Genomic DNA, 26,170 nt, shown 5'->3' on the forward strand with positions numbered 1-26,170 from the left:
TTATGAGTATAGATATAAATATAGATAAAAATGTTTATGACATTAATTTAGATGATCTAATAGTTATGGGTAAAAGAATAAATAATAAGCTTAGAAATTTTCTGTTTATTAGCAAGGTACTTGGAAAACATATTGAAGTAAAAGCAGACGTATGCAAGGCAATAGGAATTCTTCTTGCTTCTCTTACGTACAAGCCATCTAGTGAAGAATTAGAAGATTTAAAAGATATATTAGCATATATAAAATCTACTAATTATATTGATGAGCATATTAAAGAGGTCATTGATAAATTCACTTTTAATACTAGAGGTGAGAAAGTCTGTGTACTAGGATTTGCAGAAACTGCAACAGGCCTTGGTATGGCAGTTGCTTCATCAATAGAAGATTCTTATTATTTAACAACAACTAGAGAGAATATAACAGGAATTAAGTCTCTTGTTAATTTTGAAGAAGAGCATTCTCATGCAACTATGCATAAGTGTTTTCCAATATTAAAAGAAGATATAATTAATAAAGATAGAATGATATTAGTGGATGACGAGATAACAACTGGGAAATCAATGATTAATATTATAAGAGAATTATCTAATGTAACTTCAATAAAGAAATATACAATAATTAGTATATTAGATTGGAGAAATTCATTAAATAAAGAATTAATGGATTCTTTAGCTCTTGAAAAAGGAATAGATATAGAAGTGTTATCGCTTATAAGTGGAAATATAAGTATAAATGACAATAGTGTATTTTATAATTACATAGATAATGAAATAGAGGAAAAAACGTCAGTAAATAACCTTAATATATTGGATAGAATTCAGATTGAAAGTGAAGATGAAAATGTGGATTACTATAAAGATAGTGGAAGGTTTGGAGTAAATCAGAAAGATATTATGCTTTTAGATAAAAAATGTGAAAGCATAGCCAAGATGATTGAAGATGATATAGAAGATAGTGATAAAATATTAATTCTAGGACATGGAGAAAATATTTATATACCTAGTAAGATTGCATCATATTTAAAAAATGATACTTATTTTAAATCTACTACAAGAAGTCCTATATTTTGTGAGAATATAGATGAATACCCAATAAAGACTGCACATGTATTTTATGATTCTGGTATTAAGTATTATATGTACAATAAAGAAGACATTGAAAAGAGATATGATAAGGTTATTCTTATTACAGAAAATGATTTAAATATGAAATTAACATCAAATATACTTATATATAAAATATAGATTGGGAGGCAGCTATGAAATTAGTTAAGAGTAGCTATAAGGAAGATGTAGTATTTCTTTTAAAAGATTTATCTAAAGAGATAAATGAGATTACAGTTGAAGAGAAGGAGAAACTTATAAATAGTGGAATAAATTATTCAGAATTTATTTCGAAGGAAAGTATACCAAGCAAAGAAATGACAGAAATATTTTTAAGTCTTTTAGAGGATAAAAAAGAAGAAATAGCAAAATATGTAGAAATAATTTCAGATACTATATTTAAAGAAAAGGGAGAGAAGTTAGTAATAGTATCTCTTGCAAGAGCAGGAACACCTTTTGGAATACTTATTAAAAAGTACATTAAATTTAAATACAATATAGATATACCGCACTATAGTATATCTATAATTAGAGGTAAGGGAATAGATTTTAATGCTTTGAAATTTATATTAAAAAAGCATAAAGGTGGATTAATACAATTTGTTGATGGATGGACTGGAAAGGGATCAATAACTAAGGAGTTAGATAAATCAATAGAGTTATTTAATAGAGAGTTTGGAGAAAATGTTTCAAGTGGACTAGCTGCTATAGCTGATCCTGCTATGTTATGTACAGTATGTGGAACTAGGGAAGATATAGCAATTCCAAATTGTTGTCTAAATTCTACTGTGAGTGGACTTATAAGCAGAACTATTCATAATGATAAATATATTAATGAAGATGATTTTCATGGAGCTAAATACTTGGATTATTTAGAAGAATATGATTTTTCAAATGAATTTATAAAGAAAATTGAAGAATGCTTTAAAGTAGAGAATTATGATATAGAGAAATATAAAAGAGAGAAAACAGCAGAAAAAATTGTACAAGATATAAGAGAAGAGTTTGATGTAGCTGATATAAATAAGATAAAGCTTAGTATCGGAGAAGCATCTAGAGCTCTTTTAAGAAGACAGGTTAGGTGTATATTAATAAAGGACATAGAAGAGAAAGATGTAAAGCATATAATTCAGCTTTCAAAAGAAAAGGATGTTAAAGTTTTGAAATATGATAAAACCCATTATGAATGTATTGCTATTATAAAATAATAAATTAAAAGGGGAATGCAAAGATATGGGGAAAATAAATTTTATAACAGACTTAGATAGAACTATAATACATTCAAAGAATAAAGGCTTTAAATGTGTTGAACATATAGGGGATAGAGAAATAACCTATATGACAGAAAAAAGTTACAATAAACTTCAAAATATGCTAAAAGAAAATATTATTGAATTTATACCTTGCACTATGAGAAATATAGATCAGACCTTAAGAATCAATTTTATAAAAGAATATAATCCTAAACTTATTATATGTACAAATGGAGCACAGATATATAGGAATGGAGTACTAGATTATGAGTGGGATTTAAAAATGAAAAGTTTAGTTAAAAAAGAAGAGATAGAAGACAGTATAGAACTTATTAAAAGTTTAAACATAAAAAATATAGAAATTAGAAATATAGAAGATTTTTATATTACGGTAAAATGCGAAACTGTTATTGATGCCAAAGAAGGTGCAAGTATTTTGATTAAATACTTTAAATCACCTTATAAAGTGATGCAAATAGGAGTTAAGATCTTTATAATACATGAGAAAATAGATAAGATACATGCTGTTGATTATGTTATAGAAAAGTTTGATATAAATAATGTATTTACAGCTGGAGATAGTGAGGTTGATATTGAATTCACAAGAAGAGGCAGATGTATTCTTCCAAAGCATAGTATATTTAAACATGATGATGCCATAATTACAGAGAAAGATGGTATATATTCTACAGAAGACATTCTAGATATACTAGAAAGATATATGTAAATTAAGGAATAAAATATTGATATTATTGGATATATTGTTATAAAATATAATTGTGCATGGGAGGAGTGATCTTAATGACTATAAATTTACAGACTATAATTCACTCTATGTTTAGAAGCAAATATGATAGAAAAAATAATGGTGAATTCATACCATATTTTTATAGATTTATAGGGGTAGAGGATATTGAGAACTATGATAATTTGTTAAAAACTATTGAAGTGAAGTGTGAAGAAATTTCTGACAGAAAATTAATTTTTGATAATGGAATTCCTTTAAATGGAGAGATGGAGCTTATTGAGTATATATATAATGAATTATCATCCATGAATATATACAACATGGTCAATGAGGATATTATTATATTTAATGATAGTCAGGTTAATAATATATTTTTAAGAGCCATGGATTATGTTATTCCACTTTCAATTAGAAATGAAAATTTCTTTAGTGATAATGTAAGAAATAATTTCATTACAAAGTTGATTGTTTGGGCATATTCATATTTAAGAGAAATTAATTTTAATGATGATATAAATCCAAAGTGTATTTTTTATGGGAATATAGAGAGACATGAAGTATATTTTTTAATGATTTTATATTTAATGAATTTTGATGTAATCTATATTAATCCATTAAAAGAAGAGTATTTTGAAGGAATCGATACAGATAAGCTTAGCACTGAAATTAAGAAAATGAACATACTAGATGTTAGAAGCTTTAGTGAAAGAACTTCAATGGGAAGAGTAATAGAAAATAATGAGACTTTAACTAAAAAGCTTCAAAGAGATGTAAGAGAAGAATTATTTACTAATACAGGAATGTATGTCCCTTGGCAATTTAGAGGGAAATATACAAAGAGTGTATTGTTAAATGGAATAGATGAAGATGTATTTATATATTGGAATGAACCAGCAAAATTAAGAGAAGGATTTAAGACATCAACTGAAACAGTTAAAGTTCCATGCTTTTTTCAAAAGTTTGATGGAGAATATTTAGATAAAGATAAATATTATAAATTAGTAAAGCACTGTACAGATTCTACAAATACCTTATTTTTTAATAATGGCGATATATCAGAAGATGTTGAAGTTACAGATGATATGTTTCAACTAATGTTCTGTCAATTAAGTGATGGAACATTTGATATTGAAGAGATAAAGAAACTTCCAATATATAAATTTTCTAAATATAGTATAGAAGTTCAGGATTTACTTTTAAATAAATTTAATGAGGTAATATTAGATAAAACATTGTTTGTAGAACCACTAGATAAAAATACAATTTTGAAATTACTGGTTTTAGTAATTTCTTTAAATAAAAATATTGTTAGATTAATTGATAACTTTGATTTTACATCAAATATTCCAAAGATAGTTATATACTTAAATGGAGAAGATGAAATTAATGATGATATGACAAGATTACTTGCATATTTACATATTATAGGAGTTGATATAATTATCTTCAATCCATCAGGATTATATAATATATGTAAAATTATAAGGAAAGATAGAGTAAATATAATTAGATTAGAAGAAATGAATTACAAATCAAAATACAAAAAGCTTGAACCTGCAAATAACAGTATTTTTTCTAGATTGTTTAAATAAATATTTAAGGAGAATTGAGAAGTATGAATAATAATGATATGAATATGATGGGCAATGAAGATATGATGAATAACCAAGATATGATGAATAACCAAAATATGATGAATAACCAAAATATGATGAATAACCAAAATATGATGGACAATCAAAACATGATGAATAACCAAAATATGATGAATAATCAAAATATGATGGGTAATCAAAATATGATGAATAATCAAAACATGATGGGTAACCAAAATATGATGGGCAACCAAAATATGATGGGTAATCAAGGTATGATGAACGGATATGGCCAGCAACAAACAACTCAAGAAGCTAATATTATGGAAAATGCAGAAGCATATAAAAATAGATTAAGACAATTACCAGAAGTCCAAGCTTTGACAAGTGAAGTTGAAATAGCTAATCCTAATTCAATAATTCAATTTGGTCAACAAGCTAGTTCAAACATATCAAAAATTTCAGATGAGCTTTTAAGTTCTATGAAAGAAGTTAAATCAGAAGAAGTTAGTGAAATGTTAGTTCATTTAACAAAGATAATGGACAAGTTTGATGTTAAAGAGCTTGAAGATATAAAGGAACCATCTTTTATTGGAAAGATATTTAAAGCAGCTCAAACAAGTGTGGCTAAACTTTTCCAAAAATATGATACTATGGGATTAGAAGTTGAAAAAGTATATGTGTTATTAAAGAGATATGAATCTGAAATAAGAGAGTCTAATAATAAGCTTAAAAGATTATATGATGGAAACATAGAGTTTTATCAATTACTAGAAAAGTATATAGTTGCTGGTGAAATGGCAATAGAAGAAATTAATTTATATATAAATCAATATGAATATAATAATCAAATAAATCAAGAAGAAAAACAAATGATGGTACAAAAGCTTGAGACAGCAAAGGAGATGTTAGATCAACGTGTTTATGATTTAAGAATAGCTGAAAATGTTGCAATACAGGCTGTACCTATGATTCAAAATATTCAAATGTCAAACTTTAACTTAATGAGAAAAATAAATTCATCATTTATCATAACATTACCTATATTTAAGCAATGTTTAGCTCAAGCTATAATATTAAAAAGACAAGAAATACAAGCTAAGTCAATTAAACAATTAGATGATAAAACAAACGAGCTTATACAAAGAAATGCTGCAAACACAGCTACTCAATCAGCTAATATTGCAAGAATGGCATCTACAAGCTCAATTAGTATAGAAACTCTTGAAAAATCTTATAATACTATTATGAAAGGTATTGAAGAAACAAGAGCGATTCAAGAAGCAAATAAGCAACAAAGAGGTCAAAATGTTGTAAAACTTGAAAGTATTAAGCAAGATATGAAAAAGACTATAAAACTATAATTTATATAAAAGGAATCTAAATTATAGAATATATATAAGCTTTAAGAGTAAGTTATATAAGATATACCTTACTCTTTTTTTGTATCTATAATTATGGATATTATATTTTAAATTGATTTACTTATATAAGTCTGCTGCAAGGTTTATTAATATAGTATGCTTTATAACTTCAAAAAAATATTGGTGCATTTTCCAACTAACATCAACTAATTATTTAGGGATAGATGTACTTAGAATAGTATGCACTACAAACATGGCGACAGGAATACAAAACATTCACACGAAAGAGTTGTATAAACAGCTGAAAAAGTTTAAGCTGATTTGTGCAAATTGGTAGCTAAGATAATAGAAAATAGAGAATAAAAATTTATTTTGGAGGAGTTCTTAAAATAGAAAAAGTTATAAATACTTTATGAATAAGTCCTTAAAAACCCAAAATTATCAACAGATTAAAAACAGTAAGAAAACAAAACAAATCCTATATCTTATAATTTAAGATATAGGATTTGTTTTATAAGTAGATAGAATCACTATATATTTTTAACCTTACTAGTTTAATTTCCGAATAATTATTACAATAATGTATATTTATTTATTAATATATAAAAAATGTTATAAATTGCAATATATTGACATGGAGATACTATATGTTAAAATGAAATTAGTTATTAAATATAGTTATTATGTATGATAAAACTAGTAGTTAATAATAAATTTTATATTATATATCTAATTTGGGAGGGATATTATGGCTATAAACTTAGGTGGAAATTTTAATCCAGGAATGACAAATAATCAAAATTCAGTAGGAGCATTAAATTTAAAGAAAAATGACGTTTTAAATTTAACTAAAAAAGAACCAGGACTTGAGCAAGTAATACTAGGTGCTGGATGGGATGTAGCAGAAACGGGTAATAGTTTTGATTTGGATATATCAGCATTTTTATTAAACGCAAATGGAAAAGTAACTGATGTACAACAAAATGTTATTTTCTTTAATAACATGCAAGGACAAGGTATCCTTTTAGAAGGAGATAATAGGACAGGAGCTGGAGATGGGGATGATGAAAGAATTCAGATTGATTTATCACAAATAAGTCCAGCAGTTCAAAAAATAGTTTTCGTAGTAAGTATATTTGAAGCTATGAGCAAGAGACAAACTTTTGGAATGGTTGAGAATTCTTTTGTAAGATTATTAGATGCAAAAAATGGTGAAAGAGAAATCTGTAGATTTAATCTAAAAGAAAATAGTTCAACTGCAACTTCAGTAATATTTGCAGAACTTTATAGAAATAATGGAGAATGGAATTTTAAGGCTATAGGAGAAGGTAAAATAGCAGACTTAAATGGTATATTAAATTTATATATGTAATATAAGATTGGAGAATGTGAGATATGTTTGGACTTTTTAAGAAAAAATTAAATGAATTAGAAAATAAGTCTATCGAAAATACGAATACTCAAAATATGGGACAAGGTATATTAAATCTTCAAAAAAATGATATTCTTGATTTAACAAAAAGAAATCCATCTCTTAATAATGTGATAGTTGGTGCCGGCTGGGACGTTAGTAGAAGAGGAGCAGATATCGATTTAGATTTAGTAGCTCTACTATTAGATGAAAATGGTAAGCTAATCAAGAAAAAAGGATTAGTATATTTTGGGTCAAAGAAATCACAAGGGATATATTTAACAGGAGATAACTTAACTGGAGAAGGTGATGGTGATGATGAGAGAATAATAGTTACATTATCAAATCTTCCACAAGAGTGTACAAAGGTTATTTTTTCAGTAGTTATATATGGTGCAAAAAGAAGAAGACAAAATTTTGGAATGGTACAAAATTCATATGTTAGATTACTAGATGCAGATAATAGAGAAAAAGAAATTTGTAGATTTAACCTAATGGAAAACGGTGGAGATAATACAGGAATATTATTTGCAGAGTTATATAGAGACGGATCAGATTGGAACTTTAAAGCATTAGGAAACCTATTACAAATAACAATAGAAGATTTAGAAAGAGAATATAGATAATTTATTAAGGAGTGAAATAGATGGGAATAAATTTAGGTAACTTAGGTGGTAATTCACCTTTAAATAATAGTAATAATCAAGCCGCAAATATTTTAAATTTAGAGAAGAATACAGTTTTAGATTTAACAAAAAGAAATCCAGGTCTTGAAAAAGTAATACTTGGAGCAGGATGGGACATAGCAAGTGGAGGAACAGATTTTGATTTAGATATAGCTGCATTTATGCTTGATGCTAATAATAAGTTTAATACTGTGTCTAATGTGATATTCTTCAACAATAAAGTAGGACAAGGAATTCAATTAGGAGGAGATAATAGAACTGGAGCTGGAGATGGAGATGATGAAAGAATCTCTATTGATTTAGGCGCCGTAAGTCCAGAAATACAAAAAATTGTATTTGTAGTTACTATAGATAAGGCTAGAGAAAAAAGACAAACATTTGGAATGATTAATAATTCATATGTTAGACTATTGGATGTGAATAATGGGGAGAGAGAAATCTGTAGATTTAATTTAAAAGAAAATGGATCTACAGCAACTTCAATAATATTTGCAGAACTTCATAGGGATGCTGGAGAATGGCAATTTAAAGCTATAGGAGAAGGTAAAATAGCAGACTTGAATGGAGTTTTAGCATTATATCAATAACATTATAATAATTACATGGGTTTGGGTTGAAATACTATGTTAATCTGAAAAGATTGACATAGTATTTTATATAATATTAAAAGATAGGAGTATAGAGAATTGTATAGTGGGTTAAATAAAAAAGAGGTAGAAAAAAGCAGGGATAAATATGGTCGCAATATAATAGTAGAAGCTGAACCTGAGACGTTTTTTCATAAATTCAAAGAGGCCTTTGGAGATCCCATGATTAAATTGTTACTAGCAATTGCAGCAATACTTGCAGTGATGGCTTTTATGGGATATGCAGAATGGGGAGAGCTTGTTGGTATTGTTATATCTGTATTTTTAGTAACATTTATATCAGCTAAAACAGAAATGGCATCTGATAATGAGTATAGGAAACTTAAAAGTAGTGCTGAAAAAGACATCTGTAAAGTCTATAGAGACGGTAAGGCTATAGAAATACCAGTTGATGATGTGGTAGTTTCTGATTTAGTAATTCTTGAGTTTGGTGATAAAATACCAGCTGATGGTATTTTAATAAGCGGTGATTTAAGAATTGATAATTCAGCTTTAAATGGAGAGGCTGAAGAGTGTGAAAAGATTGCTGTATCTAAAGATTATATATATGATGGAGAGGTTGCAGTTACAGGAGATATTTTTGTAGATAAATCATCTTTATTTAGAGGTGCTGTTGTATTTAACGGTTATGGAGTAATGGAAGTTAAAAAGGTTGGAATGAGTACTGTTATGGGATCAATGGCTGAAGATATGGCTGAAGAGGATGTAGAGAGTCCATTAAAGGTTAAATTAACAGATTTGGCTGATAAAATATCTAAATTTGGATATATTGGAGCTGTTGTTATTGCTTTAGCATTAATATTTCATAAGGTACTTATAAGTGGAGGTATTAATGCATATTTAGATACTGGATTTGCATTTGTACTTAAAGATTTTCTTGAAACTATAATGCTTGCTGTTGTAATAATAGTAATGGCAGTTCCAGAGGGGTTACCTCTTATGATTGCTATAGTTCTTATGAGAAATACTGCAAAAATGCTTCAAAGAAATGTATTAGTTAGAAAACCAGTTGGAATTGAAACCGCAGGATCACTAAATATATTATTTAGTGATAAGACAGGTACAATAACAAAAGGAAAGCTTGAAGTTGTAGAATTTTTTGATGGTAACTTAGAGAATAGTTATAACAAAAGTAAAACAATTAAAGAACTAGTTTCTCTATGTATAGGTAAGAATACTACAGCAATGTTTGATGCGGATAATCAAGTTATTGGTGGTAATGCAACAGATAAAGCCTTATTAAACTTCTTAACAAAAGAAGAAATGGATAAGTATTCTAATATAGCAGTAGAAGGAACTCAACAATTTAATTCAAAAAATAAATATTCAGCAGCTCAATTAAAACATACAACTGTATATAAAGGAGCACCAGAGAAATTATTGGCTAATGCTAATAGATATGTTGACAAAAATGGAGAAATACAAGAACTAAGTAGAGATAAGATAGAGAAAAAGATAGATCAATTAGCAGAAAAGGCAATGAGAGTACTTGCCTTTGCATGCAGCGACAGTGAATTAGTGTCTGATGAACTTCCAAACGATTTGGTGATTGTAGGATTTGTAGGAATAAGAGATGATGTAAGACCAGAAGCAAAGATAGCTATAAAAGAAGTTCAAAACGCAGGTATACAAGTAGTTATGATTACTGGAGACAGAAAAGAGACTGCTGTAGCTATAGCTAAAGATAGTGGTTTAATAAATAGTAGTAATGATATAGCTTTAACATCAGATGAACTAAATAGTATGACAGATGAAGAAGTTAAAGAAATACTTCCACGTTTGAAGGTTATTTCAAGAGCATTGCCAACAGATAAATCAAGAATGGTAAAATTGGCACAAGAATTAGATTTAGTTTGTGGAATGACAGGTGATGGAGTAAATGATGCTCCAGCGCTTAAGAGGGCGGATGTTGGATTTGCTATGGGATCTGGTACAGATGTAGCAAAGGAAGTCGGCGATATAGTTATACTAGATGATAATTTTAAATCGATAGAAAATGCGATACTATATGGTAGAACTATATATAATAATATATTGAAGTTTATAAAATTCCAATTAACTATAAACGTAGCAGCTGTAGCTGTTTGTGCCATTGCACCATTTTTAGGAATAGAACAACCTTTGGGCATTACTCATATCTTATGGATAAACCTTGTGATGGATGGACTTGGAGCACTAGCATTAGGTGCAGAGCCACCTCTTAGAGAGTATATGGAGGAGAAACCAAAATCAAGAAGTCAAAGTATTGTCTCTAAAAAGATGATGACTCAAGTTTTATTTGCAGGATTCTGGATTACTTTAATTAGCTTTATATTCTTAAAAACACCATTCTTCTTAAGCTATTTTGGAAGTGAAGCAGAGCTTATGACAGGATTCTTCTCAATGTTTGTATTTATGGCTGTAGCAAATGGATTTAATGTTAGAAATGAAGGCGTTAATATATTAGAAAATATTAATGAAAATAAAGGTTTCTTAAAGGTTATGGGAATAATAGTGTTAGTCCAAATTGGATTAACATATGTTGGGGGAGATTTCTTTAAATGTACTCCAATAAGCCTAAAGGGATGGTTATTAGTAGTTGGTATAGCGGTAACTATTATTCCGTTTGATATGATAAGAAAAATTATAGTAAAAGCAAAAAATAGCGGTAAGGAAATAGATGAAGAAAAAGAATTTGCTGTTAGATAAAATTAGGTAAATAAAAAAGGGTGCTTATTAGCACCCTTTAGCTTATCTTAAATTATTCTGCTATTTCATTAGCCATAGCTTCTAATTGATCGTCAGTATATATAACTCTATGTACAAATTTTTCTAATCTAGGCATAAAGAATTGTATTAAAGGCCCTTGAAGTAATGCTGCGATTACGGTACCTATACCAATTACTCCTCCTAGTAAATATCCAACAACAAAGAATGTTATATCCATAGCTATACGAACTACACGATATTGAAGTTTTGATTTATCTGATAATAAAAATGGTATTACATCATTTGGAGCAACTCCAAGCTCAGTAGCTTTAAGTAATGAAAAACCTATAGCGATTATTACGCAGCTAAGAACTAGTAATATCATTTTAAATACGATATTTAGGTCTTCAAAGTGCATGTCTCTAAAAACTCTAATCATTAGATCAATAAATGGACCAGCAGATATCATAGCAAGAACCGTACCTATATTTATGTAGTGTCTTGCAAAAATTAATATTATAACTAAGAAAGTAAATGTAATAATCATATTACCTATTCCAGGGGTTATACCTACAACCTTAGCCAATCCCTGAGTAAATACTGTAAATGGGTCAGAACCTATATTAGTTCCTATAAATATTGCTACACCTATTTGAATTATCCATACACCAAGAAAGAAAAATACTAGTTTCTTAATTAATTGTTTACAATCAAGCTTTTTCATCACTTAACCTCCGTATTAAAAAATATATAGTGCTCAAAATCACTCAAGCACGAAATAAAGAATATCACAAAAGTTTTAATAAATGAAATTGAGAAAATTTCAAATGTGCATGTTTACATATATCATTTACATAAAATATTTCAATGTAACAAGTATTTACATAAGTTTTTGTTAAGAAAATAATTGATTTATTAAAATAATGATAATTTTATTCTTGTATTTTATCTGTCATAAAATATCCATAAACATTCATTTTCTGTCATATAGTTATGTGACAGAAATTATAAGTGTCACTACTTGGAAATTGTGTAAGTAAAAAATATCTACTATAAATACAATATAAAAAGTAAACATATAGATTGACAATGATTACACAACAGAGTATATTTTTTATATACACAATGAAGTGTATAAGAGAGCAAAGGAGCTCCATAGATATCTATGGAGCTCCTTGTTTTTTTATATGGAAAAGTATAGGAGGATGTAAAATGAAAAACTTTGGGATTAAAACAAATATATATTTTGGTGAGGGATCTTTAGAGTATCTACAAAATATAAAAGGTAAGAAAGTGTTTGTAGTAACAGATCCATTCATGGTTAAGTCTGGAACAATTAATAAAATTACTGATAATTTAATAGGAAGAGAGTATGAAATATTTAGTGATATAGTACCAGATCCCCCAATAGAGCTCGTTGTAAGTGGTATAGAAAAGATAGGAAAGTTTAACCCAGATACTATTGTAGCTTTAGGTGGAGGTTCTGCAATTGATGCGGCAAAGGCTATTATGGATTTTTCAAAAAAGATAGTAAATATTAAAGAAATAGAGTTTATTGCAATACCGACAACTAGTGGTACTGGTTCAGAGGTTACATCTTTTGCTGTTATAACAGATAAGGAGAAGGGAATAAAATACCCATTAGTTTCAGATGAACTATTACCTAATTCAGCAATATTAGATCCAGAACTAGTTAAAAGTGCTCCAGATTTTATAACGGCAGATACTGGAATGGATGTTTTAACTCATGCAATTGAAGCATATGTATCAAAAAATGCAACAGATTTTTCAGATGCACTTGCAGAGAAGGCTGTAAGTTTAGTATTTAAATATTTAATTAGAGCATATAAAAATGGAAATGATATAGAGGCTAGAGAAAAAATGCATAATGCATCATGTCTTGCAGGACTTGCTTTTAACGCAGCATCTTTAGGAATAAATCATAGTATAGCACATGTTCTTGGAGGTAAATTCCATATTCCGCATGGAAGAACAAATGCAATTTTATTACCTCATGTAATTGAATATAATGCTAATATTTCAGGATATACTTCTACAAATTATTCTATTACTGCAAATAAGTATTCAAATTTAGCAAAAATTGTAGGATTATCAAATTCTAATATAAGAGGAAATGTTAAGAGTTTAGTAAATGAGATAAAGAAAATGCAAAAAAATATGAATATGCCAACAACCCTTTCAGAATGCGGAATTAAGAGTGATGAAGTTCTAAAAGTGAAAAATGAAATAGCAAAAATTGCAATTAAAGATGCTTGTACAATTACTAATCCAAGAACACCAAACGACATAGAAATAATAGACATTTTGCAAAAAATTAAATAATATAAAAAAATATTGACAACTATTTACTTAAGCAATATAATTTAATTATCACAAAGGTGTGATGTTTAAACTGAAAGCAACGGGGCTTCTTAAAAGATACTCTATCCAATGAAGGATTTATCTTTAAGGAGCTTTTTTTGAACAATGGATGAAAAGGTTTTATAGAAATTTAAATTTATTCAAATATATTTAAATTTCTAAGATAAAAGGTGGTATAAGTATGGGGAATGAAGAAAAGCAAAGAGTTGTACAGGAATATGTTCCTGGTAAGCAAGTTACTCTTGCTCATATAATAGCAAATCCAACAGATGATATTTTTAAGAAGCTTGGATTAGTCTTAGATAATAAAGATGCAATTGGTATTTTAACAATAACACCAAGTGAAGCATCAATAATAGCAGCAGATGTTGCAACTAAAGCTTCAGGAGTAACACTAGGATTTATTGATAGATTCAGTGGATCAGTAGTTTTTACTGGAGATGTAAGTTCAGTTGAATCTGCGTTAAGTGAAGTTTTAGATGTTTTAGGAAACTTACTACAATTTACATCAACTGTAATAACGAGGACTTAAGATATGAGTAGAGTTATATTTATAGGAAAAACAGGAAGTGGAAAGACTACTCTTTGTCAAAAATTAAATGAATTAGAAATTAAATATAAAAAGACTCAATCAGTAGAAATATATGATAATTCAATTGATACTCCAGGGGAATATTTAGAAAATAGAAATTTATATAGTGCACTAATAGTAACAGCAGCAGATGCTGATATTATAGCACTTGTATATGATTCTACAGAAGACGAAGGGTATTTTGCTCCTGGTTTTGCAAGTATGTTTTGCAAAGATGTTATAGGAATTATAACTAAGATAAATAAAGTTTCTAAAAATAGAATAGAGATTGCAGAAGATAGGATAAAGCAAGCTGGAGTTTCAAGGATTTTTAAAGTTGATACTTTAGATGATGTAGGAGTAGAAGAATTAAGTAATTATTTAAAAGCGTTTTAATTTGAGGTGAATGGTTAAATGGAAAAAAACATAGTAATAGTCGACGATGAGCCTATTACAAGGATGGATATAAGAAGCATCCTAGAAGCTAAAGGCTACAATGTAGTAGGTGAAGCAAATGATGGATTTAATGCAATAGAAGTTTGTAAAAAGTACAAGCCAAATCTAGTAATAATGGATATAGATATGCCAAATTTAGATGGAATAAGAACAAGTAAAATAATTACTAAGGATAATTTAGCTGGAGGAGTAATACTATTAACTGCCCATGAAGGTGATGAGTATTTAGAAAAAGCTAAAAGTGTAGGAGCATTTGGGTATTTAGTTAAACCTATAGAAGAGAAATCTTTTATAAGAAATATTGAAATGTGTTTATCTAAAGTTTCAGAGTTTGAAAAGTTAAAAAAAGATTTAGATAATGTAAGTAATAAATTAAATGAAAGAAAAATAATTGAAAGAGCAAAAGGTATATTAATAAAGGAATTTAATATATCAGAAGACGAGGCTTATAGAAGAATTAGAAAACTTTGCATGGATAAAAGAACTACGATGGCAGAGATTGCTAAGGTAATAATATTAGGCTATGAAGATTAGAGATACAATTTATGGCTTATGTATAAAAAACACATATCTAAAACAAAATGATATAGAAAAAATTATAGAAGTGTCCAAAACAATAGGTGTTATGGCAGACTTTTATGATGGAGATGTGTTTATAGATGTTTTATCGATGGATAAAAATAAAGCAATTGTAGTATTTCATGCAAAACCAAGTACTGTAAAATCCATGTATTTAGAGGATATGACGGGTGAAGAAGCATTAAGAGAAAATGAACCCGGTGTATTAAAAACTTTAGAAACTGGAGTTCCTTGCAAAGATATAACAGCAGTAACTCAAGAAAATAAAATTGTAAAGCAAAAGATACAGCCTATTGTAAATGATAATAAAGTTATAGGTGTAATAATTGCAGAAAAAGATATAAGTGAAGAGGTAAAAGAAGAGTTTAGGATAAAGAACTCAAATGAAGAACTTGTTGATTTAATGAAGAATAATGATATTATAACAGATAGCTTAGATGATGCTGTTTTAATATTTGATAATACAGGCAAATTAATAATTAGCAATAAAAATGCTAGTGACATATATAAAAAATTAGGATATCTTCAAGATATAAAAAATATGAGTTATGATAATTTATCATTGACTAAAATTAAATATAATGAGTTAATTAAAGAGCTTAAAGAAGAAAATAAAGTGATAGAAGAAATTAAGTTTGCTGATTATTACTTTAAAATAACAAGAACATTTATAAATAATGAGGGAGAATTTCAAGTTCTTAGTGTAATAAAAGATATTACATATATAAAAAGAAAAGAAAAAGAAATGGAACTTAAAGAAGTTGAAGTTAGAGAAGCTCATCATAGAATAAAAAACAATCTTCAAACAACAGTGGCTTTACTTAGAAGACAAAGTAGAGATTGCATTTATGATGAATCAAAAGAAACACTAGATGAGAGCATAGGTAGAATATTAACAATTGCTACAACTCATGATTTATTATCAAGATGCAAAAATAATAAAGTAAGTATTAAAGAGTCTATAAATTCAATTATAGATAATATAAATTCAATAGAATATGATAGTAGAATTAAAATTTCAATATATGGACAGGATTTTGAAATTTATGGAGAGAAGGCAACGGCGCTATTACTTGCCATAAATGAAATAATACAAAATGCATATAAGCATGCATTTAAAGGTAAAGATACTGGAAATATTAAAATAATTCTAGATAAAGAAGATAACAATATTACAATAACTATCTTAGATGACGGAGTAGGATTTGATTTAAATACTGTTAACTTAGGAGGCCTTGGAATGGGTATAATAAATAGTTATATCACAGAGGTATTAGGAGGACATATAGAATTATACTCTGGACATGATGGTACAAAAACAATAATAAAATTTTTAAACAATTAAATATAAGTAATAACTATGAATTACAAAGACGTAGTTTTAATTGAGCAAAGAGGCTTAAGGTTATAGGTAGATTAAATAGGAATTATAAATATTCCAATTTATTCACTGTAACTTTAAGCCTTTTTAGTTCCATAAAAATAGGAGGTGATTATATGAGAGAGGAAATGTTAAGTGTTGGAATAGATATAGGAACGAGTACAACTCAACTTATATTTTCAAAACTAATAGTTGAAAACACAGCATCAAGTTTTTCAGTTCCAAGAATTTCAATAGTTGATAAAGAAGTTATATACAGAAGTGAAGTTTATTTTACTCCACTAGTATCTAATAACGAAATCAATGGAGAAAAGATAAGAGAAATAGTAGAGAAAGAATATAAAAAAGCTTGCGTAAATAAAGAAGATATACAAACTGGTGCAGTAATAATAACAGGAGAAACAGCAAGAAAAGAAAATGCAAATGATGTATTACATACATTAAGTGGATTTGCTGGTGATTTTGTTGTTGCAACAGCAGGGCCAGATCTTGAAAGTATAATTGCAGGAAAAGGTGCAGGAGCTCATATATATTCAAAAGAACATTCAACTTCAGTCGTAAATATTGATATTGGTGGCGGAACAAGCAACCTTGCACTATTTACAAGAGGAGAAGTTAAAGAAACAGGATGCTTAGATATTGGTGGAAGGCTTATAAAATTAGACAAAGTAACTAAAGAGATAACTTATATTTCACCTAAAATAGAAAAGATTATTAAAGATAATAACCTAGGGTTAAAGATTGGGACAAAAGGGACAGTAGAAAATATTAAGCCTGTAGTAGATATAATGGTTAGACTTTTAGAAGAGAGTGTAGGGCTTAGAGAAAAAGAAGATTTGTTTGACTTTATAGTTACAAATAAATCAATTGCTCTAAATGAAAAAATAGAATGTATATCATTCTCAGGAGGAGTTGCAGATTATATATATAACGAGTCAGAGATTGATGACTATTTTAAATTTGGCGATATTGGAATAATACTTGGAGAGGCAATTAAAACTTCAAGATTATGTAATAGCTTAAAAGTAATAAAAGCTATAGAAACAATAAGAGCTACAGTTGTTGGTGCAGGATCTCATACAACAGAAATAAGTGGAAGTACTATTACTTTTACTGAAGATAATTTTCCAATAAAGAATTTACCTATATTAAAGCTTTCAAAGGAAGATGAAGAAAATGGACAATATTCCATAAAGAAAGCAATAAGGGAAAAACTTAACTGGTTTAAATTAGAGAATGATATTCAAAGAGTTGCAATAGCTGTAGATGGAAAAAAGAGTCCTTCTTTTAAGGAAGTTTTAGAATATGCAAATGGACTTATAGAAGGTATGGAAGAATTAGTAGAGAGAGAGTTACCACTTGTAATTGTTGTTGAAAATGACATGGCAAAGGTACTTGGACAAACTATTTATTCATTATTAAATTTTAAAAAGGATGTAATCTGCATTGATAGCATTAAAGTTGACAATGGAGACTATATAGATATTGGAGGGCCAATAGCTGAGGGTAAAGTATTACCAGTAGTTATAAAAACTTTGGTTTTCAATTAGGATGAGAGGAGAACAACAGATGATTTTAAAAACTAAATTATTTGGACGTACTTATGAGTTTAAGAACTTATACGATGTAATGGCAAAGGCTAATGAAGAAAAATCTGGTGATAAATTAGCTGGTTTATCAGCTGAATCATCAGAAGAAAGAGTTGCAGCTAAGGTTGTTTTAGCTAGTATAACTTTAGAAGATTTAAGAAATAATCCAGCAGTACCTTATGAAATAGATGAGGTTACAAGAATAATCCAAGATGGAGTAAATGAAAAAATTTACGAAGAAATAAAGTCATGGACAGTTTCAGATTTAAGAGAATGGATTTTAGATGATAAAACTACTTCTCTAGATATAAGAAGAATCTCAAGAGGATTAACTTCAGAGATGGTAGCAGCTGTAACTAAGCTTATGTCAAATATGGATTTAGTTTGTGGTGCTAAAAAGATTGAAGTTACAGCACACTGTAATACAACAATAGGTAAAAAGGGAACATTATCTGCAAGACTTCAACCAAATCATCCAACAGATGATCCAGATGGAATACTTGCATCTTTATTAGAAGGATTAACTTATGGTATTGGAGATGCAGTTTTAGGATTAAATCCAGTTGATGATTCTGTTGAAAGTGTTGTTAAAGTATTAAATAGATTCCAAGAAATAAAGGAGAAATTTAATATTCCAACTCAAAACTGCGTACTTGCTCACGTAACTACGCAAATGGAAGCAATAAGACAAGGAGCACCAACTGACCTTATATTCCAATCAATAGCAGGTTCAGAAAAGGGAAATGAGGCATTTGGGTTTAATGCAGCTACTATAGAAGAAGCTAGAGAATTAGCATTAAAACAAGGTACAGCTTCAGGACCAAATGTAATGTACTTTGAAACAGGACAAGGATCAGAACTTTCATCAGAAGCTCACCATGGAATAGATCAAGTTACAATGGAAGCTAGATGTTATGGATTTGCTAAGAAATTTGAGCCATTCTTAGTTAATACAGTTGTTGGATTTATAGGACCTGAATATCTTTATGATGGTAAGCAAGTAATAAGAGCAGGCCTTGAAGATCACTTCATGGGTAAACTTTCAGGATTACCAATGGGATGTGATGCTTGTTATACAAATCATATGAAAGCTGATCAAAATGATATAGAAAATTTAGCGGTATTACTTACAGCAGCTGGATGTACTTACTTCATGGGAATTCCTCATGGTGATGATGTAATGCTTAATTACCAAACAACAGGATATCATGAAACAGCAGCACTTAGAGAAATGTTTGGATTAACAGCAATAAAAGAATTCGATGAATGGATGCAAAATATGGGCTTTATTAAAGATGGTAAATTAACAGATAAAGCTGGAGATGCATCAGTTTTATTAGGATAGGAGGATCAGAACACCATGAATGAAAAAGAATTAAAATTAATGGTTGAGCAATTAGTAAGCCAGATGGTTGGAAGTGGTAATACTGACATAATAAATGAAGCTATAAATAAAGTTTCTAAGACGGTTATAAATACAGAAGGATGCCTTGATGACATTACTGAAATAGATTTAAAGAAACAGCTACTAGTTAATAACCCAAAGGATAGAGATGCTTATTTAGATATGAAAGCTAGAACACCAGCTAGACTTGGAACAGGAAGAGTTGGATGTAGATACAAAACTATAACTGCTTTAAGAGTTAGAGCTGACCATGCAGCAGCACAAGACTCAGTATTCTCATATGTAGCAGAAGATTTTGTAAAAAAGAATAATATGCTTTCAATTGAGACTTTATGTGAAGATAAAGATACTTATTTAACTAGACCTGACCTTGGAAGAAAGTTCTCAGAAGAAACTTTAAAGTTAGTTAAAGAGAAGGTTGGAACTAACCAAAAGGTTGTAATAATGGTAGGTGATGGACTAAGTTCAGCAGCTATAGAAGCAAATATAGAAGATATTATTCCTTCAATAAAACAAGGGCTTAAGATGTATGGAATTGAACCAGCAAAGGAAATAGTATTTGTTAAGCATTGTAGAGTAGGAGCTATGGATCAAGTTGGAGAAGCTACTGGAGCAGATGTTGTTTGTTTATTAGTAGGTGAAAGACCAGGACTTGTAACTGCAAAATCAATGTCAGCATATATAGCATATAAGCCAACTATAGGTATGCCAGAAGCAAAGAGAACTGTCATATCAAATATTCACGAAGGTGGAACAACAGCAGTTGAGGCAGGAGCTCATATAGCAGAATTAATTAAAACTATGCTAGAGAAGAAAGCTTCAGGAATTGACCTTAAATAGATATTTAGGAGGAAAAAGTTTTGAAGAATGATGCAATAAAAGTAAATGTATTAAGTACGAAAATAATATCAAATGTTAGTCCAGAAATGGCTAAAAAGCTTAATTTAGAGTCACATCATAAAAGTCTTGGATTAATAACTTCAGATTGTGATGATGTTACATACACTGCTTTAGATGAAGCTACTAAAGCTGCTGAAGTTGATGTTGTATATGCAAAGTCAATGTATGCAGGAGCAGGAAATGCTTCAACTAAACTTGCAGGTGAAGTAATTGGTATAATTGCAGGGCCAAGTCCAGCAGAAGTAAGAAGTGGACTTAACTCAATTATTGATTTTATAGAATTTGGACCAAGCTTTATAAGTGCAAATAATGATGATTCAATAGTGTACTATGCGCACTGTGTATCTAGAACCGGTTCATACCTTTCAAAGGTTGCAAACATAAGAGAAGGAGAAGCATTAGCTTATCTAGTTGCTCCACCTCTTGAAGCAATGTATGCATTAGATGCAGCACTTAAGGCAGCAGATGTTGAGTTATGTGAATTCTTTGAACCGCCAACAGAAACAAACTTTGGAGGAGCATTACTTACAGGATCACAATCAGCTTGTAAAGCAGCTTGTGATGCATTTGCAGAAGCTGTAAGAAGTGTTTCAGAGAATCCATTAGGATTTTAGTAGGCAAAAATTATGAATAAAGCATTAGGCCTTATAGAAGTGATAGGATTAACTCAAGCTATTGTTGCAGCTGATGAAGCTGTAAAGTCTGCAAGTGTCAATATACTCGGCATTGAAAAAGTTACAGGTGGAATAGTAACAGTTAAGATTATAGGAGATGTAAGTGCTGTAACTGCTGCTGTAGAATCAAGTAAGTCAATGATTGAACATAGTGGAAACTTAAGAAGTGCACATGTAATCTCAAGACTTCATGAAGATGTATTTAGCATAGTAGAAGAAATAAATACTAATAATAGGATTTTTAAGGATCAATTAGATATTAATAAAAAAGAATCTAACGGTGTAGACAATGTAGAGACTCAAGGATTAGAGGTTGAAACTTTAATTGTAGGATCAGATATAAAGATTGAGAATATTAAAGAAAATTTAAAAATTGAAGAAATACAAGTTGAAAACTTAGATATAGAGATTGAAAAAGTCCAAGAAATAGATGAAATAAAAAACTTAGAAGTTATAGATGAAAAGGAAGGCAAAGAAGATTTAGTAGTTAGTTCTATAAAAAAAGAAGAAGCTAACACAGAAAATAAGTTTAACAGAGAAGAGTTATTAAAAATGACTGTTAAAGAACTTAGAAGATTAGCCTTAACTTTAAAACCAGCAAAGACTTCAAGTAAAATAAAATATCTTAAAAAAGAAGAATTAATAGAGTTACTATTAAAACTAAGCAAAGAAGAGGGGCGTAATTAATGGAACTTTTAGATAAAGATTTATTATCCCTGCAAGAAGTTAGAACTTTAATTAAGGATGCCAAAGAAGCTCAAGAGAAACTAAGTAATATGAGCCAAGAAGAAATAGACAGAATTGTTAAAGCTATTGCAGACGCAGGATATGAAAATGCAGAAAAGCTAGCTAAAATGGCAAATGAAGAAACAGGCTTTGGAAAATGGGAAGATAAAGTTATAAAGAATGTTTTTGCATCAAAGATGGTATATGAATCACTTAAAGATACAAAGACAGTTGGAATAATCAATGAGGATAAAGAAAAGAAAGTTATGGAAATTGGTGTTCCAGTAGGAGTTGTTGCAGGACTTATTCCTTCAACAAACCCAACATCAACAGTAATTTATAAAGCTATGATAGCACTTAAAGCTGGAAACTCAATTGTATTTTCACCACACCCAAATGCAAAAAATGCAATCTTTGAAACTGTTAGAGTTATAACAGAAGCTGCAATTAAAGCAGGATGTCCTAAAGGTGCAATTGGATGTATGACAATTTTAACAATGCAAGCTACAGATCAATTAATGAAACACAAAGATACAGCATTAATTCTTGCAACTGGTGGAGAAGCAATGGTAAAAGCTGCATACTCATCAGGAACTCCAGCTATTGGAGTAGGACCAGGAAATGGCCCATCATTTATAGATAAGAGTGCTGATATAAGACTTGCAATTAAAAGAATAATTGACTCAAAGACTTTTGATAATGGAACAATATGTGCTTCAGAACAATCAATAGTAATTGAAAAAGCAATGGAAGCTGAAGTTGTAAGAGAACTAACTTCTCAAGGAGCTCATATATTAAGTGAGTTAGAAAGCAAAAAACTTTCAAAGTTTATAATGAGAGCAAATGGAACTATGAATCCTCAAATTGTAGGTAAGAGCGTTGAAGCAATTTGTGCTTTAGCAAATCTTGAAGGAGTTCCAAGTGGAACGAGAGTTTTAGTAGTTAGAGAAAATAGAGTTGGACACGATGTTCCTTTTTCAAGAGAAAAGCTTACACCAATACTTGCATTCTATGTTATGGACAACCTAGAAGAAGCTATCAACATATGTAGAGAAATTTTATTAAATGAAGGTGCTGGACATACATTTAGTATGCATGCTAATAATGATGAATTAGTTAAGAGATTTGCTCTTAAAATGCCAGTATCAAGAATGGTTTTAAATACACCAAGTACTCTTGGAGGAATTGGTGCAAGCACTGGACTAATACCTGCATTAACATTAGGTTGTGGTGCAATTGGAGGAAGTTCAACTTCAAATAATATAGGACCACTTGATCTTCTAAACATAAAGAGAGTTGCAGTAGGAACTTTAGAGTTAGATGACTTAAGAGGAAATGCACCAAAGAATACTGAGAACATTAGCTTAGATGACAAAGAAGAATTAATAAACTTATTAGTTAAAAGAATACTTAAAGAATTAAATTAAATTACCAAAACAAAAATAGCTTACAATAAAAATTTATAAATAAAGAATAAAAAATATAAGTATATGAAAATTTAGGAGGAATTTATTATGGCAAACGCAAACGCATTAGGAATGATAGAAACTAAAGGATTAGTAGGAGCAATTGAAGCAGCTGACGCAATGGTTAAAGCAGCAAACGTACAATTAGTAGGAAAAGAACAAGTAGGTGGCGGATTAGTTACTGTAATGGTAAGAGGAGATGTTGGAGCAGTTAAAGCTGCAACAGATGCAGGAGCAGCTGCTGCTGAAAGAGTTGGAGAATTAGTATCAGTTCACGTAATCCCAAGACCACACTTTGAGGTTGACGCTATATTACCAAAGGTTACTGAATAGTTTAAATAAATCTTTATAAGATGTGCTACCTGAAATTAAGGTAGCATATTTTATAGATTTTTGATAGGAGATGTTAGTAATATGGCAGTATTAACGGAAAGTGAAATCAGAAACAGATTAAAAAGAGCAGATTTAAATGAGGTTAAGGAATTTGTCATAGAAAAAGGACAGATAATAACACCTTCTGCAAAATCTTATTTAGCTGAAAAAAATATAGTTTTAAAATACAAGGATGAAGAAGAAAATAATAATTCATCTAAATATAGAGAGCAAAAAAGAGTTGAATTTAAAGAAATAAAATCAGAAGAGCCTAAAGAAAAAAAATATAAGTATGTTACAGTGTTTGGAACAAAACTTGATTATAAACCTGAGCATATGACACATTTAAAGGGAAACCTTCTAGTATTTAAGGACCATAAAAGAATAGTTTTTAGAGGCAGGATGGATACACTAGAGTCAAAAATTTTAGAGAGTCAAATTTTATGTCAAAAAAATGGTATACCAAAGCTTGTAGATGAACTTCAAGAGATGTTGATTTTTGTAAGAAATATGATAAGAGCAGAGGTTTTAGATGAGGATCTTAATGATTTTACACTTCTAGGTCTTAAAGAAGAGGAATTAAGAGCTCAATCACATAATCCTAAAAAATACTTTGGTATTGGGCATGAATTTCCAGATTATAGAATGGGTGAAGTAGTTGTTTCAATAAACAGTTTAAGAGCCTTAACTAGAGAAGTGGAACTTGCTGCATTTGAAGCGTTTAAAGGTGAATATGGCAGTGTTACTAGAGAAGATATAATAAGAGGATTAAATAGATTGTCATCAGCATTCTGGATTATGATCTTTAAAGTTAGAACAAATAAGTACAAGTAACCAGGAGGAAAAAATGAAAGATCTATTAAATAGCATTATAGATGAAGTTGTTAAGAGAGTTAAAGATGAAGCATTTATAGAAGTAGAAGCTTCAGGAAGACATGTTCATTTAACTGAAAAAGATGTAGAAAAATTATTTGGAGCTAATTATAAGCTTACTAAGATAAAAGATTTATCTCAGCCAGGACAATTTGCATGTAAAGAGAGAGTTACAATTAAGGGTCCTAAGGGAAGCCTTAAAAATGTTGTTGTACTTGGACCTACAAGACCAGAATCACAGGTTGAAGTTTCTCTTACAGATGCATTATCATTAGGAGTTAAACCACCAATTAAAATCAGTGGAGAGCTTTTAGATACTCCAGGTATTACGATTGAAAGTGAGAGAGGATCAGTTAATTTAGATAGAGGATTAATAGCAGCAAAGAGACATATACATGTGTCAAATGAAGATGCTAAAAAATTTGAAGTTAAAGATAACGATTTAGTTAAAGTTAAGGTTTTTGGAGAAAGACCATTAATATTTGATGATGTAGTTATTAGAGTAAGTGAAAATTATAATACTTTTATGCATATTGATTATGATGAAGCAAATGCATGTGGATTTAAAACAGGAACATTTGCAAGAATAATAAAATAGACACCTCATAAAGGAGGGACAATATATGAATTATGATGATTTAATTAATTCAATAGTTGAAGAAGTATACAAAAAATTAAACGAAAAAGCTAATTCAACTATTAATGATAAGATTATAGATAAGAAAAAAGCTATTGTGCTATGGGATGATAATTTAGATAATTATTCAAAGTTAAGCTCTAAGTATGAAATAATATCATATGAAGAGGGCATAAGAGAGTATGATGTAGTTATAATTTCATCATTATGTCTTAGAGGATTATCAAATTTAGCACAAGGTTCAAGTATATCAAGTGAAGAGAAATTTATCTTAAAAGCCATTATGCTTGGAAAAGAAGTATACGTAATGGAAAATGGTATAGAATACAGAAGATACAAGGATACTGCACCAGAAGAATTATATAAGAAATTTGTTTTATTTGAAAGAGAATTGGTAAGTTATGGTGTACATGTTATAAAGGATATAGATACTTTACTGCTAGATAGAAATAGTAAAGTTACTAAAGAGAGAGAAATATCAAATGTAGAGATTGAGGAGAAAGTTATAGAACTTAGAAATAAGAAACTTATTTCTGAAGGAGATTTAAAAAAGCCTCATATAAATGGAGCAAAGAAAATTATTGTTGATAAAAAGACAATGATAACTCCTCTAGCATCTGATTATATAAGGATACATCATTTAAAAGTAGAAAGAATTTAAGAG

At 29.2% G+C, this 26,170-nt stretch carries 26 protein-coding genes; 25 read left to right on the forward strand and 1 reads right to left on the reverse strand.

The window, feature by feature from the left end:
* Nucleotides 1-2 precede the first annotated feature (2 nt).
* The 10 genes from JOC62_RS11410 to JOC62_RS11455 all read left to right on the forward strand — a co-directional run bounded on the left by JOC62_RS11410 (nt 3) and on the right by JOC62_RS11455 (nt 11,495).
* A complete protein-coding gene (locus tag JOC62_RS11410; protein ID WP_207758184.1) occupies nt 3-1,244 on the forward strand; it encodes a phosphoribosyltransferase domain-containing protein in 1,242 nt (413 codons plus the stop codon).
* A 14-nt stretch (nt 1,245-1,258) separates the two neighbouring features.
* Nucleotides 1,259-2,311 (forward strand): cysteine protease StiP domain-containing protein, encoded by a 1,053-nt coding sequence (locus JOC62_RS11415; protein WP_204595402.1) that lies wholly within the window; start codon nt 1,259-1,261, stop codon nt 2,309-2,311.
* A gap of 25 nt (nt 2,312-2,336) precedes the next feature.
* Nucleotides 2,337-3,083, forward strand: a complete 747-nt coding sequence (locus JOC62_RS11420) for an HAD family hydrolase (protein WP_204595403.1) — start codon at nt 2,337-2,339, stop codon at nt 3,081-3,083.
* A gap of 74 nt (nt 3,084-3,157) precedes the next feature.
* The gene (locus tag JOC62_RS11425) at nt 3,158-4,696 is read left to right on the forward strand and encodes a YceG family protein (RefSeq protein ID WP_204595404.1); all 1,539 of its coding nucleotides are present in this window, start codon (nt 3,158-3,160) and stop codon (nt 4,694-4,696) included.
* Nucleotides 4,697-4,719: 23 nt separating this feature from the next.
* Nucleotides 4,720-6,063 (forward strand): toxic anion resistance protein, encoded by a 1,344-nt coding sequence (locus tag JOC62_RS11430; protein ID WP_204595405.1) that lies wholly within the window; start codon nt 4,720-4,722, stop codon nt 6,061-6,063.
* A 112-nt stretch (nt 6,064-6,175) separates the two neighbouring features.
* Nucleotides 6,176-6,400, forward strand: coding sequence for a hypothetical protein (locus JOC62_RS19190; RefSeq protein ID WP_243425059.1), 225 nt, complete (start codon nt 6,176-6,178; stop codon nt 6,398-6,400).
* Between the two features lie 411 nt (nt 6,401-6,811).
* The gene (locus JOC62_RS11440; protein ID WP_204595406.1) at nt 6,812-7,435 is read left to right on the forward strand and encodes a TerD family protein; all 624 of its coding nucleotides are present in this window, start codon (nt 6,812-6,814) and stop codon (nt 7,433-7,435) included.
* Nucleotides 7,436-7,458: 23 nt separating this feature from the next.
* Nucleotides 7,459-8,100 carry a TerD family protein gene (locus tag JOC62_RS11445; RefSeq protein ID WP_243425060.1) on the forward strand — a complete coding sequence of 214 codons (642 nt, stop codon included), beginning with the start codon at nt 7,459-7,461 and terminating at the stop codon, nt 8,098-8,100.
* 20 nt (nt 8,101-8,120) lie between these two features.
* Nucleotides 8,121-8,747, forward strand: a complete 627-nt coding sequence (locus JOC62_RS11450; RefSeq protein ID WP_204595407.1) for a TerD family protein — start codon at nt 8,121-8,123, stop codon at nt 8,745-8,747.
* Nucleotides 8,748-8,846: 99 nt separating this feature from the next.
* Nucleotides 8,847-11,495 (forward strand): calcium-translocating P-type ATPase, PMCA-type, encoded by a 2,649-nt coding sequence (locus tag JOC62_RS11455; RefSeq protein ID WP_204595408.1) that lies wholly within the window; start codon nt 8,847-8,849, stop codon nt 11,493-11,495.
* A 52-nt stretch (nt 11,496-11,547) separates the two neighbouring features.
* Here the strand turns inward: JOC62_RS11455 and JOC62_RS11460 are convergent, their stop codons facing one another.
* Complete coding sequence (locus JOC62_RS11460) at nt 11,548-12,219, reverse strand: YczE/YyaS/YitT family protein (RefSeq protein WP_204595409.1); 672 nt, start codon at nt 12,217-12,219, stop codon at nt 11,548-11,550.
* 488 nt (nt 12,220-12,707) lie between these two features.
* Between JOC62_RS11460 and JOC62_RS11465 the strand changes: the two genes are divergently transcribed.
* The 15 genes from JOC62_RS11465 (at nt 12,708) to JOC62_RS11535 (ending at nt 26,167) form a co-directional block, all read left to right on the forward strand.
* Entirely contained in the window at nt 12,708-13,838 is a 1,131-nt protein-coding gene (locus tag JOC62_RS11465) for a 1-propanol dehydrogenase PduQ (protein ID WP_204595410.1), read from the forward strand.
* A gap of 220 nt (nt 13,839-14,058) precedes the next feature.
* Nucleotides 14,059-14,409 (forward strand): BMC domain-containing protein, encoded by a 351-nt coding sequence (locus tag JOC62_RS11470; RefSeq protein WP_204595411.1) that lies wholly within the window; start codon nt 14,059-14,061, stop codon nt 14,407-14,409.
* A 3-nt stretch (nt 14,410-14,412) separates the two neighbouring features.
* A complete protein-coding gene (locus JOC62_RS11475; RefSeq protein ID WP_204595412.1) occupies nt 14,413-14,844 on the forward strand; it encodes a EutP/PduV family microcompartment system protein in 432 nt (143 codons plus the stop codon).
* 18 nt (nt 14,845-14,862) lie between these two features.
* Nucleotides 14,863-15,438, forward strand: coding sequence for an ANTAR domain-containing response regulator (locus JOC62_RS11480; RefSeq protein ID WP_204595413.1), 576 nt, complete (start codon nt 14,863-14,865; stop codon nt 15,436-15,438).
* On the forward strand, nt 15,428-16,828 hold the full coding sequence (locus JOC62_RS11485; RefSeq protein ID WP_204595414.1) for a sensor histidine kinase: 1,401 nt from the start codon (nt 15,428-15,430) through the stop codon (nt 16,826-16,828). The genes JOC62_RS11480 and JOC62_RS11485 overlap by 11 nt, the downstream gene beginning before the upstream one ends.
* Nucleotides 16,829-16,980: 152 nt before the next feature.
* On the forward strand, nt 16,981-18,414 hold the full coding sequence (gene eutA / locus JOC62_RS11490; RefSeq protein ID WP_204595415.1) for an ethanolamine ammonia-lyase reactivating factor EutA: 1,434 nt from the start codon (nt 16,981-16,983) through the stop codon (nt 18,412-18,414).
* Between the two features lie 19 nt (nt 18,415-18,433).
* Nucleotides 18,434-19,798 (forward strand): ethanolamine ammonia-lyase subunit EutB, encoded by a 1,365-nt coding sequence (locus JOC62_RS11495; protein ID WP_204595416.1) that lies wholly within the window; start codon nt 18,434-18,436, stop codon nt 19,796-19,798.
* Nucleotides 19,799-19,813: 15 nt separating this feature from the next.
* The gene (gene eutC, locus JOC62_RS11500; RefSeq protein ID WP_204595417.1) at nt 19,814-20,698 is read left to right on the forward strand and encodes an ethanolamine ammonia-lyase subunit EutC; all 885 of its coding nucleotides are present in this window, start codon (nt 19,814-19,816) and stop codon (nt 20,696-20,698) included.
* Between the two features lie 20 nt (nt 20,699-20,718).
* The gene (gene eutL, locus JOC62_RS11505; RefSeq protein WP_204595418.1) at nt 20,719-21,372 is read left to right on the forward strand and encodes an ethanolamine utilization microcompartment protein EutL; all 654 of its coding nucleotides are present in this window, start codon (nt 20,719-20,721) and stop codon (nt 21,370-21,372) included.
* Nucleotides 21,373-21,384: 12 nt separating this feature from the next.
* Nucleotides 21,385-22,119 carry a BMC domain-containing protein gene (locus tag JOC62_RS11510; protein ID WP_204595419.1) on the forward strand — a complete coding sequence of 245 codons (735 nt, stop codon included), beginning with the start codon at nt 21,385-21,387 and terminating at the stop codon, nt 22,117-22,119.
* Entirely contained in the window at nt 22,119-23,585 is a 1,467-nt protein-coding gene (locus JOC62_RS11515) for an acetaldehyde dehydrogenase (acetylating) (RefSeq protein WP_204595420.1), read from the forward strand. The genes JOC62_RS11510 and JOC62_RS11515 overlap by 1 nt, the downstream gene beginning before the upstream one ends.
* Before the next feature lie 87 nt (nt 23,586-23,672).
* The gene (gene eutM / locus JOC62_RS11520; RefSeq protein WP_195971225.1) at nt 23,673-23,957 is read left to right on the forward strand and encodes an ethanolamine utilization microcompartment protein EutM; all 285 of its coding nucleotides are present in this window, start codon (nt 23,673-23,675) and stop codon (nt 23,955-23,957) included.
* An 81-nt stretch (nt 23,958-24,038) separates the two neighbouring features.
* Nucleotides 24,039-24,830, forward strand: a complete 792-nt coding sequence (locus tag JOC62_RS11525; protein WP_204595421.1) for a cobalamin adenosyltransferase — start codon at nt 24,039-24,041, stop codon at nt 24,828-24,830.
* Nucleotides 24,831-24,843: 13 nt separating this feature from the next.
* Nucleotides 24,844-25,467: an ethanolamine utilization phosphate acetyltransferase EutD gene (gene eutD / locus JOC62_RS11530; RefSeq protein WP_204595422.1), complete on the forward strand. Its 624-nt coding sequence runs from the start codon at nt 24,844-24,846 to the stop codon at nt 25,465-25,467.
* A gap of 25 nt (nt 25,468-25,492) precedes the next feature.
* Nucleotides 25,493-26,167 carry an ethanolamine utilization protein gene (locus JOC62_RS11535; protein ID WP_204595423.1) on the forward strand — a complete coding sequence of 225 codons (675 nt, stop codon included), beginning with the start codon at nt 25,493-25,495 and terminating at the stop codon, nt 26,165-26,167.
* Nucleotides 26,168-26,170: the final 3 nt, after the last annotated feature.

The sequence above is a fragment of the Clostridium sardiniense genome, assembly GCF_016907995.1.
Taxonomy (GTDB): Bacteria; Bacillota; Clostridia; order Clostridiales; family Clostridiaceae; genus Clostridium; species Clostridium sardiniense.